Below are 16,052 nucleotides of genomic sequence, written 5' to 3' on the forward strand. Positions count from 1 at the left end.
ACATCCGGCCTCGGGGAACATCGGTACAGCCGTTGGCGCTGAGAACGATCATGGTCCGGGCGGCACGAGTGCACTGACCCGGTTCTCGTACTCGCGGCGGGCCTTGCGCTGGGCCGGGACCGCCCGGACGCCCTGGGCGCCGTCGAGAGGCTGGCAGCGGGCGAGGAGCTGGCGGTGCACGGCGGGGACGGCGGTGACGCGCAGGGTGTAGCCCTGGCCGCGCCGTACGGTCACCCCTTGGTCGAGGGCAGCGCGCTCGGCGGGTTCCAGCTCGGCGGTGCGGAGGAAGTCGGCGACCTTGCCGGGCATGTCGAGGGTGACCGGCAGCTCCGGGGCCGGGGCGTCCTCCTGCTCGATGGCCGTGTGGTCGGGCATGAGGTCGGCGACGGCCGTGCGGATGGCGCCGCGGCTGACGCCGTGGTCGCGACCGAAGTTCCCCGAGGCCGATCTTCTCCGACGACCGGGACCATGCGATACGGCTGTGCGAGGAGATGTCACGGGACACAGACGACCGTGTCGCAACGGGGGCACGACAGTTGCACGAGGTCCTGGCACAGATCGATCCCATTCTTCGACCCGCATAGCGCTGGGCGAACGCTTTCGCGAGAGCGCAGTTACTCGAGACAAGGGACAGAGAACCTCGCCCCCGAGTCTCTGCTCCCCACCCCAGCGGGGATGCTCCCCCGAGCTCGATGCCCCTACGCTGTTCGGCACGCTGCTCCCCGTGCGTGCGGGGATGCGTCCCATGGCGGTGATGAGGAGTATGCCCAGGGTCGCGGGCGGGCGGAGTGTTCGCGAGGCGGGGCGAGAATGGGGCGTTAGTGCCGTGGTGGCTGGTAGGGGCGGCGTCGCCGCGCTCGTGGTTTTGTCGGCCAGTGTGCCCAGCGCAGCGTTTCGGCCTCGCATGGTGGTAGTAGTCCTGCGCCGATGAGGGCTGCCCGGCCGGCCTCTTGCCCCGCGATCCGGTATCCGTAGTCGGAGGAGTCCGTCTCGTGGTAGGCGCCGTCGGTCAGTAGCACGGCGGCCGATACTCCATTGAGCCCTTCCAGCAAGCCGGCCCGCAAAGCGTGAAGGAATTCTGGAGGCAGCCGTGACTTCGGTACGGCGTTTAGCAGTTCAAAGTTTCCGGCAGGGCCTGGTGGTTCGAAGTCGGCAACAATGTTGGCGTAGGAGCCGCAGCCTCCGAGGTTCAGCATGACGCGGACGGCCACGTTGGGCACGGAAGCAGGGAGGGCAGCCATCGGCATACGGTACGTAGATAGGTGGCTTGTTGACTGGCCGTTGCTTTACTTCCCCGGCTCAGTAGATCAGGAGTCGAGAGAACTTCATGGACGGATCGGCTCCCACGCTGGAGACACGCCTCATCTGCACGAAATGCCGGAGTTGGTGAAAGTGGTTCAAAACCCGGTCCTGCGCGTGCAACGATGCAGGTCACGAAGCCTGCTCCCCGCACCCGCGGGGATGGTCCCGCCATGTGGGGCGGCGCGCCGCTGTCGACTGGCTGCTCCCCGCACCCGCGGGGGTGGCCCGGCGGCGGTTGAGCCTGTCGCGGTCCGCCGGACTGCTGCCCGCGTGACGAGGCCGGCAGGGTGCAAATCCTGCAATGGCCGGAGTTGGCGAAAGCGGTTCAAATCCATGCTGTGCGCGTCTAACGATGCAGGTCGCGAAGTCTGCTCCCCGTACGCACGGGGATGGTCCAACGTCGCGGACGTGGGCGAGGTAGTGCAGTTCCTGCTCCCCGTACGCACGGGGATGGTCCCAGGCCGGCGAACGCCGCGTTGTGGCAGACCAGCTGCTCCCCGTACGCACGGGGATGGTCCCCCGGCCAGTGCCACCGACATGGCGCCGGCGGCGCTGCTCCCCGCCCGCGCGGGGATAGTCCCCAGCCTTGGCAGTACGCGCACTGGTTCACCGCCTGCTCCCCGCCCGCGCGGGGATGGTCCCTGGACGGCCCGTTGCAGCAGCCAGTCCCGATGCGGCATAAGTCGCGAAACCCCAGAAGTGCAGCCGGCAGACCTCGGTGAAGCCATTACGTCGCCCCAACAGGGCAGACATTGCCTGATACGGCACTGAATCATCCCAGTTGCTGACGCTGCCCATGTCCTCGATCCTGTGTGCTCGGCAAGCAGGGAGGGCACATGGGGCTGGTTCTTTTCCCGGGCGACGGAGACAACAGCAGTCCGGATGTCTCCTGGTCCTACAGCGGCTTCGCCGCGTTCCGGCGGCGTCTGGCCGAGACCGAGGGGATCATCCTCTCCGAGATGTGGGGCTTCGGCGGCGAGCGCCCGTGGAGCGAGGTGTCCACCGCTCTGGAGCCACTCCTCGATCATCCGGATGACGGCGGTGACGACCTCTCGCCTGCCGAGTGCGCGTCAATGATGGTCCGACTGGGAGCGATCACCGACCAGTGGGCACGGGAGGGCAGCGACCGGTTCCTCCAGCAGCACATCGAGGATGCCCGCCAGCTTGCGGGCGTCATGCGGCTCTGCATAGAGAAAGGCGTCCCGCTGGCCTTCCTCTAAACCCCACCGACCCAGGAGGGCACCGTGCCCAGCCAGGGCGGGCGGGGTCGGCCGTCGCCGTTGAGCGCAACGCCGACTTCACCTCAGGCGCGGTGCGCTACGTCGGTGAGGTGGCGCACCGCTCCGTGCCGTCACGCTGGGGTTATCAGGATCGCGGAGAGGACCATCCGAGCCCCTACAACCGTATTCCGGTACTGCGCTCCAACACTCCCCTCGACTTCATGACGGCCGTAGCACCGGAATTCAGCTTGCGGTTGCTGGCCCGGGACAGGGAACCCGGCATCCTCCGGAAGTTCGTTAACCCGCTTCTGAGAGCTGTCGAGGAGGCCCGGGATGCTGGCTGCTAGCGTGCCCGGGGCGGACCCACGCCACCCGGGAGCCGGGCCGAGACGACGGAGGCCGCCATGCGACGGCGGCCTCCGATCCAGAACCCCATCGGTGTGCGTTCGACGCCCGCGGTGGCATGTCGAACCGCGCCCTGCGGCGCAAGTACGGGGTGGGCTTCTGGACAGGGAAGGCGGCGATGGCCTCGGTGTGGCCGGAGCCGCGGAAGAAGTCCCCGCCGCGCAGGACGCGGCTGGACCTGTTGCTGCAACTGCCGAACCCTAAATGGGCTGGGCCGCCGGTGGCGGCCCAGCCCTTGAGACCTTGGGTTCTCAGCGGCTAGTGCAGTCCATCAGGCGGCGGTGGACTCAGCAGCTGTTGGTGGGCGCGGGCTCGCCATCGATGGGAAAGGTCACGTTCCCGCTGTACACCCAGGCTCTCCAGTCGGAGGAGTAGTACCAGAGGTTCCCGTAGTCGTTGTAGAAGCGGCAGCTGGCGCCCGACCAACCTGGGGTTGGTGTCGGGTATCCCCGGCACTCCGCGTACGGCCCAGTACGGAAGTAGGTACCAGCCTTGTAGTGCATGCTCTGGGTTGCTGGTACGTCGTCGCCATAAGAGCCGCACCGAGCCGCTGCCCCCTGGCGTGTGGAAGTAGGTGCTGCGGATGCAACGGTGATCGAGGCGGTGAAGGTGAGGCCGACAGCGAGAGCCGCAGCGGACAAAGAGCTGGATAAGCGCATGAATACCTCTCTCGTCTACAGCAGGACGGTCGGGCAGGTAGGGGATCGCGGTCCCATGCGGGGGCCCCGGCCAGGAACGGACCCGTCGCGAGCGAGGCGTCGGTGCGCGACGCACCCTCTGCACGCTTCGCGGCCGCGACAGATCTGCGCAGCAGCGCCGCCCTCGTGATCGCTCCTCCTGGAAAGGCCGAACGACGTCAGGCGACATCGAGCATGCCCGTCAAGCCAGTGATGTTGAAACGTGGCCTTGAAACATCATGTTCACCTCAATGGCCTGACATGGCTAGGCACATGGGCTCACATCGACTGGAAATAGGGCAAGAGTGGCCATCGGAATGCCCTTGACGAGCCGAACACCCATCTGGCCCCAGGGGCAGGGAAACAGACGGCTACTCGTCGTCCGCCCATGCCCGGCCCGAAGGCGGCCGCCATGCGGCGGGCCTGCCGGTTCCAGGCCACCGAGGATGAACGCCAGGGCAAGAACCGGTGATGCCCGTGGCATCGCACCCCCGCACGCGGTGCAGGTGTTGATGCCTCATCCCAACGGGGCGCTCAACTCCATGGAACGCAAAGCCGCCGTAAGGGCTGGTCCATCGCCGACATCGAGGGCTGTATCTGTCAGCTTGATGACGTGTTCATCGCTGTGCGCCAAGGCCCGTTCAAAAACGAGCAATGCTCCTGACTTGTGGATCAGCTCCTCGGGGAGCGTGCGAAGGGCGTACCTTCCCGAGTGAGTGATCGTCAAGTCACCGAGTAGGCCCGCGCTGCGAACGCGGGTCGGGAAGGCACGCCCATGCTCAGCGTAGTGAACGAGGACCAGCGGTGGAGGGGTAGTTGACTTGACCCGGAACTCCTGTGGTCGTGATCCAGCCCTGAGAGGGCTCACAACATGTCCAGCTGACCGTGGACGACGTCGTAGGGGCGGGTCGTCATCAGCCCTGAGAGGGCTCGCAACCTGAGCAGTACCGCCGCCTCGTCCCACCGTCCGGCGTCGTCATCAGTCCTGGAGGGCTCGCAACGACCAGGAAGCGGAGCTGCCGTGGGCGCGCTCACGGTCGCCATTGAGGGCTCAGCCCAATCTGCCGCCCGATCACATACAGTTATCCCAGCGGCTCCACCTACGGGCTCGGGGGCCTGGCGCTCGGGACGGCCAGCCGGTGGACGGCACCGTCCGGTGGGGAGAATCTGGGGAGTTTCACCAGCGTTGGGGAGCGCGTGGGGAGAATCGTCTGCGTAAATCGGGATGAAGCTGAAAGCCCCTGAAAGATGAATCTTCGCAGGTCAGCCGAATGCTGAGCCTCATACCCGCAGGTCAGGGAAGTTCGGTAGAAGACTTCAAGAAGATCTCCTCCTGGGCGGCGATCCTCTTCGCCCCCACCCTGGTCGGCACCATCTACGGCATGAACTTCGACAGCATGCCGGAGTTGCACTGGGTGTTCGGCTACCCCTTCGCCCTCGTTCTGATGGCAGTGGTGTGCACCAGTTTGTACTTCATCTTCAAGCGGCGGGACTGGCTCTGAGTAACCGTCGTGAGACGAGGTCCCGTGATGCAGTGCAGCCCAGATCGCAGGCGCCGGCGACGCATCCGAGACCGCTGGGGAGAATCTGGGGAGAATGAGCCGCGCTCCGGTCCCGGCCGTCCGGCAGGGCGCTCTCCTCCTGCTCGTCGGACGCTCGTGCGGATCCGTCTGTCAGCCTTCCCGGATGAAGCCTTCCCGCACCAGCCAGTCCTTCGCCACCTCGTGCGGGTCCTCCCCGTCCACGTCCACCCGCGCGTTCAGCCGCTGGCCCTCCGCCCCCGTCAGCCGCTTGGTGATCGGGGTGAGGAGGTCGGCGATGGCGGGGTACTTCCTCATGGTGGCGCTGTTCATCTCGGGTGCCGCGTTGTAGTTGGGGAAGAAGTGCCGGTCGTCCTCCAGCACCTTCAGCTTGAGTTCGGGAATGCGGCCGTCGGTGGTGGCCGCCACGCCGAGGGCGCAGGCCGCGCCCTCGGCGACCTGGGTGTAGACGACGCCGTCGTCCATCTTTTTGAAGTTCCCGCGCCGGAGGGCGAATCCGTACGTCTTCGCCACGCCCGGCAGGCCGTCCTCGCGCACCGAGAACTCGCTTCCGCCGCAGATCGTCGCCGCGCCCGGGTCTTTCTTCGTCAGACGTGCCACGTCGGAGAGTGTGCGCAGCCGGTACTTCCGCGCATTCGCCTGGTTCGCGACCAGCGCGTAGGTGTTGTTGAGCGGGGCGGCGGCCAGCCAGGTGATGCCGTTGCGGCGGTCCTCTTCGCGTACGGCCTTCCACTGCTCGTACGGGTCGATGACCCGCTTGGTGTGACCGAGGTAGGTGATCCAGGCCGTGCCTGTGTACTCGTACATCCCGTCCGCCGCACCGGACTTGACCGCCTCGCGGGCGCCGATCGAGCCCTGGATGTTCGTCCGGTCCAGGACTTCCGCGCCGGCCGCTTTGAAGACCAGCCCCATGATCTGGCCCAGGATGATCTGCTCGGTGAACTCTTTTGAGGTCACGGTCAGTTGGGCGCCCTCCAGCGGTCGCCCCTTCCCGATGGAGCCGGGCCGCACCGAGTCGGCCAGCGGGCTTCCGCTGGTCAGTCCGCAACCGCTCAGCCCCGCGGCGGCGAGCAGCAGGGCGCCCGCGGCCGCGACGGCCGTCCGTGCCTGGGCCAGGCGCATCAGCCCACCTCCAGGCCGCGTGGGCGTAGCAACTCGACGAGCGTCCCCGGCCGGTCCGTGATCAGCGCCATGGCGACCGTCAGGACGGAGCCGAGGGCCGGCACCGGCATGCGCTGTGCCGGTTCGGTGGCCCTCGGGCCGGCCACGGTGTTGCGCATCTCCTCGACCCGGTCCCGCACCTTCGCGCGGGGCCGGCCGGTCGGGCCCGGCGGATCGGGCGGATCCGCCGGGGCCCGCGGCGCCGGACGGCGGGGAGGTCGGTTCGACGATTTCGGCAGAGTCAGCCACGGATCCCCCGTGAGATGGTGAGCCGTCCGATCAGTACGTACCCGGCGTCGAACGGCAGGGCGCGACGACGATTCCGAGCGTCCCCGACAGTACTTCGTTGAGCGTGTTCGCACTGCCCAGGCTGGAGATCCCGCGGAAGATCTGGTTGCCGAGCCCGGACCCTGAGGAAAAGGCCGCGATCGCCGCGTGCCCCTCAGCATCTGGGTCGATCGGCTGCCGGCCCAGCCGCGGCTGCCCGCTGACAACAGCCTCTCGACGCTCCTTGGAGCCGCCGCCTGGCACCGGTCGGCCCTGAGCCATCTGGGGCACGATGGCGCGGAGGGCCTTGGCCGCTCGCAGAAGTATTGCCGGCTCCGGTGAGGGTGACTCGCCGCTGGGGCGGGTGCCAGTCCCGGCCCGCGTCGCCGTCGAACTTCCGCCCCGCGCGGCGCACGGCGTGTGGGGGCGCGCGTTGCCCCCGGTCGCCGCGTAGCGATGACGCTACGGGTCGGAAACGTAGCTCTGCCCCATTCCCCCGATCCGAAGGTCAGACCGGAGGATGACGGCCGCGGTGCGGCTGATCCGAACTGCTGATCCGGGTTTGGGCCCCGGGAACGAAGACCGGGCTGACCTGGCGCTTCAAGAATGAATGTCGCACCTTCCGTCTCGTTCCCCAGGAGTCTCCATGATGGAGTCAAGCCGCTTGCGCGACTGGCAGCTCGGGGGTGAAGACCCGGTTGCCGCGCAGGAGGGCCCACAGGACGCCGGCTCGTCGGCGGGCCAAGGCAATCACGGCCTGGACGTGTTGGGAGCCCTCGCCGCGCTTCTTGAGCGGCGGCCGCGGCTCGCCTCAGTGCGTCAGGAACTCGGGTGGCACGCAGGCCCATCCCGCCGCCGGACCCAACTTGCCACCTCTATCGAAATTCGATAGCTTTCCATCGTTATTCGATCGAGGGAGCGACGTTGGGAAAGCTGACAGTGCTCGCGCTGCGCGCCGTGATGGTGGCTCTGCACGCCGGGGCGGTCTTCGCCCAGGCGGTGATGGTGGCGATGCTGACGGGCGCTATGGAGGAGAGCATCCTTGCGGACCGCCGCACTCCGGCCCTCGTGATCACGGTCCTGGGCGTCGTGACGGTCCAGGTCGTCCTGGTCTGCGTGTGGCGGCTGGTGACGATGGTGCAACGCGGAACCGTGTTCTCCCACGCCGCATTCCGCTACGTCCATCTCGTGATCGGCGCGTTCGTGGCGGCCTCGCTCCTGGTGCTCGCGCTCGGCGCGGTCCTGGCGCCTGGCGAGGTCGTGCCCCCGGGCGTTGTGGCCCTGCTGGGCGGGGTCAGCCTGGCGGTCTTCGGGAACGCACTCATCGTGCTCGTGCTGCGGATGCTGCTGGCACAAGCCGTCGCACGCGACATCGAGGCGTCGCAGTTGGGCGCCGAGTTGGCCGAGGTGATCTGATGCCGATCGCCGTCGACATCGACGTGATGCTGGCCAAGCGGAAGATGTCCGTGGGCGAACTGGCGGACCGCGTGGGGATCACACCTGCCAACCTGGCGGTGCTCAAGAACGGCCGCGCCAAGGCGGTGCGCTTCACCACGCTCGCCGCGCTGTGCGAGGTACTTGAATGCCAGCCCGGAGACCTGCTGCGCTGGGTGCCCGATGAGCCCGGGGACAGGGACAGGGCTGCGCACGAATCCGGAGCATCCGTCCCAGCCGGATCCCCGCCGCGGTGACCGCAGTCGCGGTAGCCGGCCGCCTGCACACAATCACCAGGTACGACGCCCTCGACCACCCCTGCCGCGCGACCGGCTCCGCCTGACCTTCAGCAAGCTCCCGAGTGACGACCTGACGACGACGTCCGCACACCTCATCGCGGCACGAGCCCGGCCGTACTGCCCGCCGCCGGTCGGCGCCTGCCACGCGCCGCACGCACCGATGACGGACTCCACAAGGAACAGAGCAGACATGACGACAGCACGCCTCTCTTACCGCCTCGGGGGCACAGACAGCGCCGACGTACTGGTGGTCGGGGCCGGCCTGGCCGGACTCAACACCGCCACACTCCTCGCCCGACAAGGCCACGACGTGCTCCTGGCCGAACGCCGAACGAACCTTGCCGGCGCGATCCGCACCACAGGAATCTTCGTACGGAAGACACTCGACGACTTCCCGCTGCCCCCCGACTGCCTCGGACCACCGATCCGACGCGTGGTCCTCTACCCCCCTGACCTGCGTCGCCCGGTCAGCCTCACCAGCCCCCGCGACGAATACCGGGTGGGCGACATGGCACCACTCTACGAAGCGACGGCCGCCACCGCGGTGGACGCCGGCGTACGCATCGCACTGGGCACGCGCTACACCGGCCGACAGGGCAACACCTTCCACCTGGCCGGTCGCGACGGACCGACCACGGTCCGGGCCCGCTTCATCGTCGGCGCCGACGGGGCCCGCTCAAGAGTCGCCCGCGACCTCGCTCTCGACCGCAACCACCACCTGATCGTCGGCGCCGAAGAGGTCTTCGAACTACCCGGAAGCGACCAGCCACCGACATTCCACTGCGTACTCGACCCCTCACTCGCCCCCGGCTACCTGGCCTGGGTAATCAACGACGGGCAACACGCCCACGTCGGAGTCGCAGGCTACGCCGACCGCTATCCAGACGGTCTTCGCCGTGCGATGGAGCAGTTCAGCGCCTCAGCGCCCGGACTGACCGGCATCGAACGTCCCGAAACGGTGGAGCGGCGCGCAGGCCCCATCCCCGTCGGCGGCCTGCTGCGCCGGATCAGCTGCGCCGACGGGCTTCTCGTGGGGGATGCAGCAGGCGCGGTCTCCCCCCTCACCGCCGGCGGCCTGGACCCGTGCCTACGGCAGTCGCAACTCGCAGCCGAGGTCCTCGACGACGCACTGCGCACCGGAAATCCGGACACGATGGCCAACTACGACGGAGCCGCGCTCCGCCCCCACTTCCGCGGACGACTCATGCTGCGCCGGGCATTGGCCCACGTACGGACGCCTGCCATGGCAGCAGCGGGATTCACCCTGCTACGCACACCGTTCGGCCGGGCCGCGGCAAGCCGAGTCCTCTTCGGCGACAGATCCTTCCCCGATGCCACACCCAAGTGAACTCACTGACAGAGAGTCCGAGTCATGCCCACATTCCCCATACCAGCAGGCACGAAGCTCATCACCACGATGGCGGGGCTGGCTGTTGCCTGCGGACTCCTGACGGCTTGCGGTGACAAGAGTCCCGCCGTGACGTACAAAGCCTGGACCGAAGGAGGCAACCTGCAATCCGTCAGGCACGACTACGTCGATGGCCTCAACGGCGCGGTAAGCGTGCCGGCCAAGGTGAGCGGAGCCACATGGAAGACCCAGGAGGACGGCGGGCACACTCCACGCCTCAAGGTCGTACCTACTGGCAAAGGCGTGGCTCACTGCCTCCTGATGGAAGGCAACGACCGCGTTCTGGACCAAAAGAAGGGAGCAGCGGGCCAGCCGGTGACATGCTCCGCCCAGCGGTAGCGCACGACCCCCACCACTTTCCCGCCGTGCACAAATGATCCGTTCAGATCCATTGATCACGAGCGTCGTTAACAGCCGCCGGGCTTGATCATGGCGAAGACCTCCGGGTGTGGTGGAGCCGTCTAGGACTGCACCGCACGGAGGCCTTCGTGTCCCACCGTAATGCCCGGCTGACCGTCTTCGGCAGGCGGCCCTCGGCCGTGACGCCGGCCGACCCATCAGCGGCATGGGCTTCGACTACCTGCACTCCGCCGTCGACGACCACCCAACAGCCGCGTAAGCAACGCTCCGGGTCAATACACCAGGCTGCGTGCTCTCCGCGCCCGCGGGGATGCTCCCGGCTCGGGAATGTGGACGTCTGAGCGCGCTCCTGCTCGCCGAGGCCATGGGCGTCGCGCGAGCCCCATGCTGGTACGGGGTTTGAGAGCGCCCAACTGGACTGGCCAGACGTGAATGTAAAAGGGGCCCTTCCCCGTACGAGGAAGGGCCCTGTTAGAGCGCCCGGCAGGCCTTGCACCTGCATCTCCCACCGGCTGGTGGACGTCTTTCCTTGGACCACAGACGCGTGCTCTCGGCCCGAGGGCCGAAGTTGCATCATGATCATACTGCATCGGCGCTCCAGCGGTCAGAATCCGCCGTGCGAGCCCTCGCAGACCAGGCCCCTTCCCCGACTTCCTGTGAATCGTTCTCCTGCGAAGGTCGCGGCGCGGCTGCGGGTCTCGCGGCTGGTGGCGGAGACCGCCGCCGGAGCGGAACCCGCGTGGACAAGCCTCCGGGTGTGTGACGCGCTCGATCGTGCTGTGCGGCTGATGGCCTTGCGGCAGGCCCCGGGCCGGGCGGTCGGATCAGCGCAGTCCGGCGAAGAGATCGTTCTCGGGTACGGCCGCGCCGGTGGCGTCCTGGACGCGTACGAAGGTCTCCATGCCCATCAACTCGCCGAACCTCTCCTTGCCCATCTTGAGGAAGAAGATGTTCTCGCCCTGACTGGCGTGTGCGGCCAGTGCGTCGAACTTCTGGCCGCTGAATGCGGTGGTGTCGACCCACGTGGTGATCTCGTCGTCGGGGAGGCCGATCTCGGCCATCGCGGCGGCCTCGGCAGGATCCGGCTCCGGCATGTCCTCATGGAACTCGCGCATGATCTCGCCGAACCGCTGCATCCCCGAGCGGGGCATCGTCGTCCAGTACACCTTCGGTGTCAGCGCGGTCATCTCCAGCGCCGCCATCGTGATGCGGTGGGCCTGGATGTGGTCGGGGTGGCCGTAGAAGCCGTTCTCGTCATAGGTGACGACCACATCGGGTCGGTAGTGCCGCATGAGTTCCGCGAGTCGGGCGGCGCCTTCCTCCACGGGGGTCTGCCAGAAAGATCCAGGGGCGTCGTTGCTCGGCCAGCCCATCATCCCGGAGTCGGCATAGTCCAGCATTTCCAGATCGCTGATCTTCAGGGCTTCACAGCTCGCCTCCAGTTCTTGACGGCGCATCAAGGCGACGGCCGCCGGGTCGTGCCCGGGGTCGCCCGGCTTGGCACCCCCCGGTCCATCACCGCAACCGCCGTCGGTACACGTCACAAGAACCGTGCGGATACCCTCCGCCGCGTACCGCGCGAGGACCCCTCCGGTTCCGCTGGCCTCGTCGTCGGGATGGGCGTGCACTGCCATGAGCGTCAAGGGCCGGTCGGTCATGAACAAGTCCTCCTGCGGAAATACGTCTTGGTCCGAGTGCGCGGCAGGCGTACCGCGACCCCGGGGTCCGGATCCTGTCGCGGCGGATGATCTTGTTCCCACCCGTGCGGCGCCGGTCCCTCGGTCGATGCAACAGTGCCGACAGGACCGGATGTTCCCGGCCCCGTCCCCTTGCTCCCCGCAACCGCGGGGACGGCCCCCGGGCGTTCTGTGACTGTCAACAGCGCTCGTGATCAATACACCTAGGGCCTGTCGTTTGGATCAGGCCGGATCAGGGAGCGGGGTCTGGTGCGTGCAGCTGCAAGGCGGAGGAGGGAGTCGACGCGGAGCGTCGGCGAGTGACGACAACGCCGCAGATGTGCGTGCCAGACCCCGCGAGCCCGGCCTGATCCAAACGACAGACCCTAGGGCCTGTCCGATGAGGCATGGCCCACTGCCGTCTGCACATGCTGGCGGAACTGCTCCGGCGTCACGGTCCCCGGCGATGGGTGCCCGGACGGATAGAACACGCCCTGGCAGGTGTAGCAGAAGCGCGCCTCGGCGGTGAGTGCGGTCGCACGGGCCACTCCGTCCTGCGCCCGCCGTGCGTCCCGGGCCTCGCTACGGACGATGGCGATCGTGGCCACCACGATGAGCACCGCGACGACGATGCCAACGGTCGTGAGCCACGGCAGGTCCCGTTCTTCGGCAAAATACTGCCCGGCGAGTGCAGCCACCAAGGCGAGCAGGATGCCCTCGATGACGTGCAGGCAGCCGTTGTCGCTGCCCTTCGGTGCCGGCGTGAGCTTGGTCGTCAGGTCCTCGCGCCGTTCCCCTCTGTCCGTCTGTGCCTCGGCCACTGGCACGTTCTCCCGCGTCTGGCATCCGGGGCACGCCACCGGGCCGTTCGCCGCTTCGTTCCTCATGCCCCCATGATCACGCTTCACGAAGTGTCCACGTCAACTGGGTCCAGCAGAGCTTCGACGCCGTCTGATCAGGCCGAGGCGGCGGGCACAGCGTGATCAGGCGAACAGCTGTGAACCGAGCGGGTGTTGCCGGTCGAAGCCGGGGAGGATCAGGAACGTCGCGCTGGCGGTGGTGGTGGTGAATTGCAGCAGTGCGTCGGAGGTGTCCATGTGGGTGAGGGTGGCGGTGAAGGTCCGCAGGTCGTTCTGGAAGCTGATGAAGAGCAGGCCGGGGGCGGGCTCGTCGGTGCTGTAGGAGCGGCGGAGCATGAGCCCGGCGCCGACCACGGTGGCGTGCGCTCTGCGCACGTGGGCATCCGCGGGGACGAGATAGCGCCCGTCCGGTGTCTTGGCGCCGAGTTCCGGGCCCGAGGCGACGGGGCCACCGGAGAGAGGGACGCCGCTGGCCCGGCGCCGCCCGAAGACCGCTTCCTGCTCGGCTACGGACAGGGCGGCGAACCGGGGCAGGTCGAGTTCCATGCGCCGCAGTACGGCAAGGGTGCCGTCGGCGACCGGAGGGGGTCCGGCCAGCCACAGGTCGCGTTGTTGTTCGGCGGCCGTGTGCGGGCCCACGATGCCGTCGATGAAACCGAGCGGATTGCGTGGCGCGGTGAGGCCGTTGCCGACGGGCACGTTCGTACCGCGGCGTGCGGACTGCCGCCAGCGTTCGTGGATACGGTCACCGGCCTGGTCCAGGAGCGCGGCGGCGACGACCGGCAGGAGCAGCGCGTCGCTGGCGCAGATCTGCATCAGCAGGTCACCGCCGCGCGCCCGCGGGGCGATCCGCTCGCGGGAGAATCGTGGGAGGTCGGCCGCGCCGGGCAGCGAAGCACCGGCCGTGCGCACCAGCCGGGGGCCCACGCCGACGGTCACGGTGAGGTCGCCCGGCGGCAGGCCCAGCAGCCGCGGGTCGGTCCCCGCGATGAGCGTACGGATGGCCTGGCCCAGTTCGGCCAGTAACGGGCCGGGAGCCACGGTGGCACCGAGGTCGGCCACCACGGCCAGCAGGTTGCGCTGGGCCGGCTGGGGCAGCGTGATGCCTGCCTGATGCCGGCCCGTCGCCGCCACCGGCGTCGGCCTGGCCGCCGCGGTGGGGGCGTGCCGGCCCGGCCGGGCGGAGTCCGAGGTGCACCCGGCGGTCAGGCCGACGGCCACCATGGCGCCGGTGACATCGAGGAACGCGCGGCGCGACGGGTGGTCATCGGCTCGGTGCATGGGGTGCAGCGTGCCACACCCGAATCGTGCGTGTCGGTCAATCTCCCTTATTACCGCGTGGAGTTGGGCGTTCTGCCAGACTGGGATCATGTCTCGATTAGCTCTTCGCGTGGTGGCGGCGGTACTGGGCACGCTGGCACTTGTGGTCGGCTGCGGCGGCGGCGATGGCGGATCGGACAAAGGCCGGCGGCCGACCGGTGCGCATGTCACGATCCGCGTGCCTGCCGATGCCCCGACGATCGCGGATGCGGTGTCCCTGGCCCGGCCCGGTGATCTGGTGCTGGTCGCGCCTGGCGTGTACCACGAGTCGGTGAAGATCGACACGGCGCGCGTCACTCTTCGCGGTTCGTCCCGGGACAAGGTCGTCATCGACGGGCGGTTGCGGCAGCCGAACGGCGTCGTCGTCTCGGCGCCCGGGGCGGCCGTGGAGAACCTGACCGTGGAGAACAACACGCAGAACGGGGTGCTGGTCACCGGTTCGGCGAAGGCGGCCGCCGGCCTGCCGGGGCAAAGCGGCGGCTATGACACCGGCGACGAGCCCGTCACCTTCCTGAAGTCGTTCCTGGTCTCCCACGTGACCGCGACCCGCAACGGCCTGTACGGCATCTACGCGTTCTCCGCCCAGAACGGTGTCATCGAGCACTCGTACGCGTCGGGCGGCGCCGACTCGGGGATCTACGTCGGCCAGTGCAAGCCCTGCAACATCGTGGTGCGGGACAACGTCGCCGAACTCAACGCGGTCGGTTACGAAGGCACCAACGCCAGCCAGGACATGTACGTGGTCGGCAACCGCCTGGTCGGCAACCGGGTCGGACTCACCACCAACTCCGACCACCAGGAGAAACTGCTCCCGCAGAAGGGCTCCGTCATCGCGGGCAATCTGATCGCCGCCAACCAGCAGAGGGCCACCCCGGAGCAGGCCGACGGCGGGTGGGGCACCGGCGTCGGCATCGACGGCGGCAGCGACAACCGGTTCCTCCGCAACCGCATCGCCGACAACAGCAACGCCGGGCTGGTGATCACCGCGACCACCGACCTCCCTCCAGTCGGCAACCAGATCGTGGACAACACGTTCACCGGCAACGGCGTCGACGTCGGCTGGACGTTCCCCACCGCCACGCGGGGACGGGGCAACTGCCTGCGGGGCAACGATCTGCGCAGCACCGTGCCCGCCCGGCTCGTGAGGACTGCGGCCTGCCCGCTTCCGGCCGGGTCGTCCTCGCCGGCCGGCACATGGGCGTCGCCGACGGCACCCGGTGGCATCCCGTTCACCGAGGTCGCGGCGCCTGCTCCGCAGCCGCAGTTCCCCCACGCCACCACCGCGGGCGCCACCGCTGTCCCGCCCGTCCCGGTCCTGCCGAAGACGGAGGGCATCCGGCTGCCGCCGGCCTCCCTGCTCGCCGCGAACGCGCGGGTGCGGACGTCCTGAACAGCGGCTACCGGGTCGGGGCGGTTCCGGGTACCGGCTTGACCGGAACGTACTTGTGGGTGTCGAAATCCATGACCACCGGCTCCGGCTGCGAACCCACGCTGACGCGGACCCGGTACATGGTGCCGTCGGAGCCGATCCAGTAGCGCACGTTGCCCGCCGTACCGGAGCGGTCAGGGGAGGACGGTCCGGTCATGACGTCCACCCAGCGCCCGTCCACCTGCTCCCGCGCCCACCAGGCGGCACCGTTCTGCGGCAGCAGTTCGGCGTTGTCCGGCCGGTCGCCGCCGAGACCGAGCGCGATGGACAGGGAGGTATCCAGCGCGCTGCCGGACGACAGCAACGGACGGTCGTACCAGCCCGAACGGGGCGGCGACGCGGGTGCGTGCGCCGGGGTGTCCGTCATCGGGCGGACGTGCACCGAGGTGGGCGTCCACTGGATCAGCCCGTCGCTGGACCTGTCGCGCCCGGTGCCGTGCACCACTCCGTAACCGGCCTTGCGCCGATAGTCGACGGACCCGGTGACGGTCAGCCCGCCGGCCGTGCCCGGCACGGTGATGGTCACCGCGCGGCCCTGCGCCTGGTAGTTACGGAATCGCGTGATCGCCAGCCGGCCCGCCTCATCCGTTGTCAGCGGGCGCGGACCGCCGGCGCCGGAGCCGCCGTCGGCGACCAGGAACGCGGCCACCGCGACGGCCGCGATGCCGATGACGGTCGCGGCCCGGCGCGACC

The 16,052-nt window shown here is 68.6% G+C and carries 13 protein-coding genes and 5 pseudogenes; 7 read left to right on the forward strand and 11 right to left on the reverse strand.

The features are described 5' to 3' along the window. Nucleotides 1-48 precede the first annotated feature (48 nt). Complete coding sequence (locus STRTU_RS08070; RefSeq protein WP_272591790.1) at nt 49-375, reverse strand: resolvase; 327 nt, start codon at nt 373-375, stop codon at nt 49-51. 443 nt (nt 376-818) lie between these two features. Then, complete coding sequence (locus STRTU_RS36145) at nt 819-1,247, reverse strand: hypothetical protein (RefSeq protein ID WP_371873571.1); 429 nt, start codon at nt 1,245-1,247, stop codon at nt 819-821. An 891-nt stretch (nt 1,248-2,138) separates the two neighbouring features. Here STRTU_RS36145 and STRTU_RS08075 point away from each other — a divergent pair. Continuing rightward, nucleotides 2,139-2,522, forward strand: coding sequence for a hypothetical protein (locus STRTU_RS08075; protein WP_159742921.1), 384 nt, complete (start codon nt 2,139-2,141; stop codon nt 2,520-2,522). 1,599 nt (nt 2,523-4,121) lie between these two features. Here the strand turns inward: STRTU_RS08075 and STRTU_RS36325 are convergent. After that, a pseudogene (locus STRTU_RS36325) lies at nt 4,122-4,253 on the reverse strand (questin oxidase family protein); the annotation flags it as partial. Between the two features lie 661 nt (nt 4,254-4,914). Between STRTU_RS36325 and STRTU_RS08080 the strand changes: the two are divergent. Continuing rightward, a pseudogene (locus STRTU_RS08080) lies at nt 4,915-5,106 on the forward strand (CorA family divalent cation transporter); the annotation flags it as partial. Between the two features lie 171 nt (nt 5,107-5,277). Here the strand turns inward: STRTU_RS08080 and STRTU_RS08085 are convergent. The 4 genes and pseudogenes from STRTU_RS08085 to STRTU_RS08100 all read right to left on the reverse strand — a co-directional run. Beyond that, on the reverse strand, nt 5,278-6,267 hold the full coding sequence (locus STRTU_RS08085) for a glycine betaine ABC transporter substrate-binding protein (protein WP_159742923.1): 990 nt from the start codon (nt 6,265-6,267) through the stop codon (nt 5,278-5,280). Then, nucleotides 6,267-6,383 (reverse strand): annotated as a pseudogene (locus STRTU_RS08090) (ABC transporter permease); the annotation flags it as partial. The pseudogene STRTU_RS08090 and the gene STRTU_RS08085, both read right to left, overlap by 1 nt. A 164-nt stretch (nt 6,384-6,547) precedes the next feature. After that, nucleotides 6,548-6,764 (reverse strand): annotated as a pseudogene (locus tag STRTU_RS08095) (ABC transporter permease); the annotation flags it as partial. A gap of 464 nt (nt 6,765-7,228) precedes the next feature. Beyond that, nucleotides 7,229-7,366: pseudogene (locus tag STRTU_RS08100) on the reverse strand (IS110 family transposase); the annotation flags it as partial. A gap of 131 nt (nt 7,367-7,497) precedes the next feature. On the opposite strand from STRTU_RS08100, the gene STRTU_RS08105 reads away from it, so the two are divergent. The 4 genes from STRTU_RS08105 (at nt 7,498) to STRTU_RS08120 (ending at nt 10,053) form a co-directional block, all read left to right on the forward strand. After that, nucleotides 7,498-7,989 carry a DUF2975 domain-containing protein gene (locus tag STRTU_RS08105; protein ID WP_159742924.1) on the forward strand — a complete coding sequence of 164 codons (492 nt, stop codon included), beginning with the start codon at nt 7,498-7,500 and terminating at the stop codon, nt 7,987-7,989. Then, nucleotides 7,989-8,264: a helix-turn-helix domain-containing protein gene (locus tag STRTU_RS08110; protein ID WP_159742925.1), complete on the forward strand. Its 276-nt coding sequence runs from the start codon at nt 7,989-7,991 to the stop codon at nt 8,262-8,264. The genes STRTU_RS08105 and STRTU_RS08110 overlap by 1 nt, the downstream gene beginning before the upstream one ends. A 232-nt stretch (nt 8,265-8,496) precedes the next feature. Further along, nucleotides 8,497-9,654 carry an FAD-dependent oxidoreductase gene (locus STRTU_RS08115; protein WP_159742926.1) on the forward strand — a complete coding sequence of 386 codons (1,158 nt, stop codon included), beginning with the start codon at nt 8,497-8,499 and terminating at the stop codon, nt 9,652-9,654. Between the two features lie 24 nt (nt 9,655-9,678). After that, nucleotides 9,679-10,053 (forward strand): hypothetical protein, encoded by a 375-nt coding sequence (locus tag STRTU_RS08120; protein WP_159742927.1) that lies wholly within the window; start codon nt 9,679-9,681, stop codon nt 10,051-10,053. An 845-nt stretch (nt 10,054-10,898) separates the two neighbouring features. On the opposite strand, the gene STRTU_RS08125 is transcribed toward STRTU_RS08120, so the two are convergent. From STRTU_RS08125 to STRTU_RS08135, 3 genes are all read right to left on the reverse strand, one after another. Further along, a complete protein-coding gene (locus tag STRTU_RS08125) occupies nt 10,899-11,732 on the reverse strand; it encodes a PIG-L family deacetylase (RefSeq protein ID WP_159742928.1) in 834 nt (277 codons plus the stop codon). 404 nt (nt 11,733-12,136) lie between these two features. Then, nucleotides 12,137-12,637 (reverse strand): hypothetical protein, encoded by a 501-nt coding sequence (locus STRTU_RS08130; RefSeq protein ID WP_159742929.1) that lies wholly within the window; start codon nt 12,635-12,637, stop codon nt 12,137-12,139. A gap of 96 nt (nt 12,638-12,733) precedes the next feature. Then, nucleotides 12,734-13,891: a Dyp-type peroxidase gene (locus STRTU_RS08135; RefSeq protein WP_159742930.1), complete on the reverse strand. Its 1,158-nt coding sequence runs from the start codon at nt 13,889-13,891 to the stop codon at nt 12,734-12,736. 88 nt (nt 13,892-13,979) lie between these two features. On the opposite strand from STRTU_RS08135, the gene STRTU_RS08140 reads away from it, so the two are divergent. Then, nucleotides 13,980-15,320, forward strand: a complete 1,341-nt coding sequence (locus tag STRTU_RS08140) for a right-handed parallel beta-helix repeat-containing protein (RefSeq protein ID WP_174878829.1) — start codon at nt 13,980-13,982, stop codon at nt 15,318-15,320. Between the two features lie 7 nt (nt 15,321-15,327). On the opposite strand, the gene STRTU_RS08145 is transcribed toward STRTU_RS08140, so the two are convergent. Next, nucleotides 15,328-16,008: a hypothetical protein gene (locus STRTU_RS08145; protein ID WP_159746772.1), complete on the reverse strand. Its 681-nt coding sequence runs from the start codon at nt 16,006-16,008 to the stop codon at nt 15,328-15,330. Nucleotides 16,009-16,052: the final 44 nt, after the last annotated feature.

It is taken from the genome of Streptomyces tubercidicus (assembly GCF_027497495.1).
GTDB classification, from domain to species: Bacteria; Actinomycetota; Actinomycetes; order Streptomycetales; family Streptomycetaceae; genus Streptomyces; species Streptomyces tubercidicus.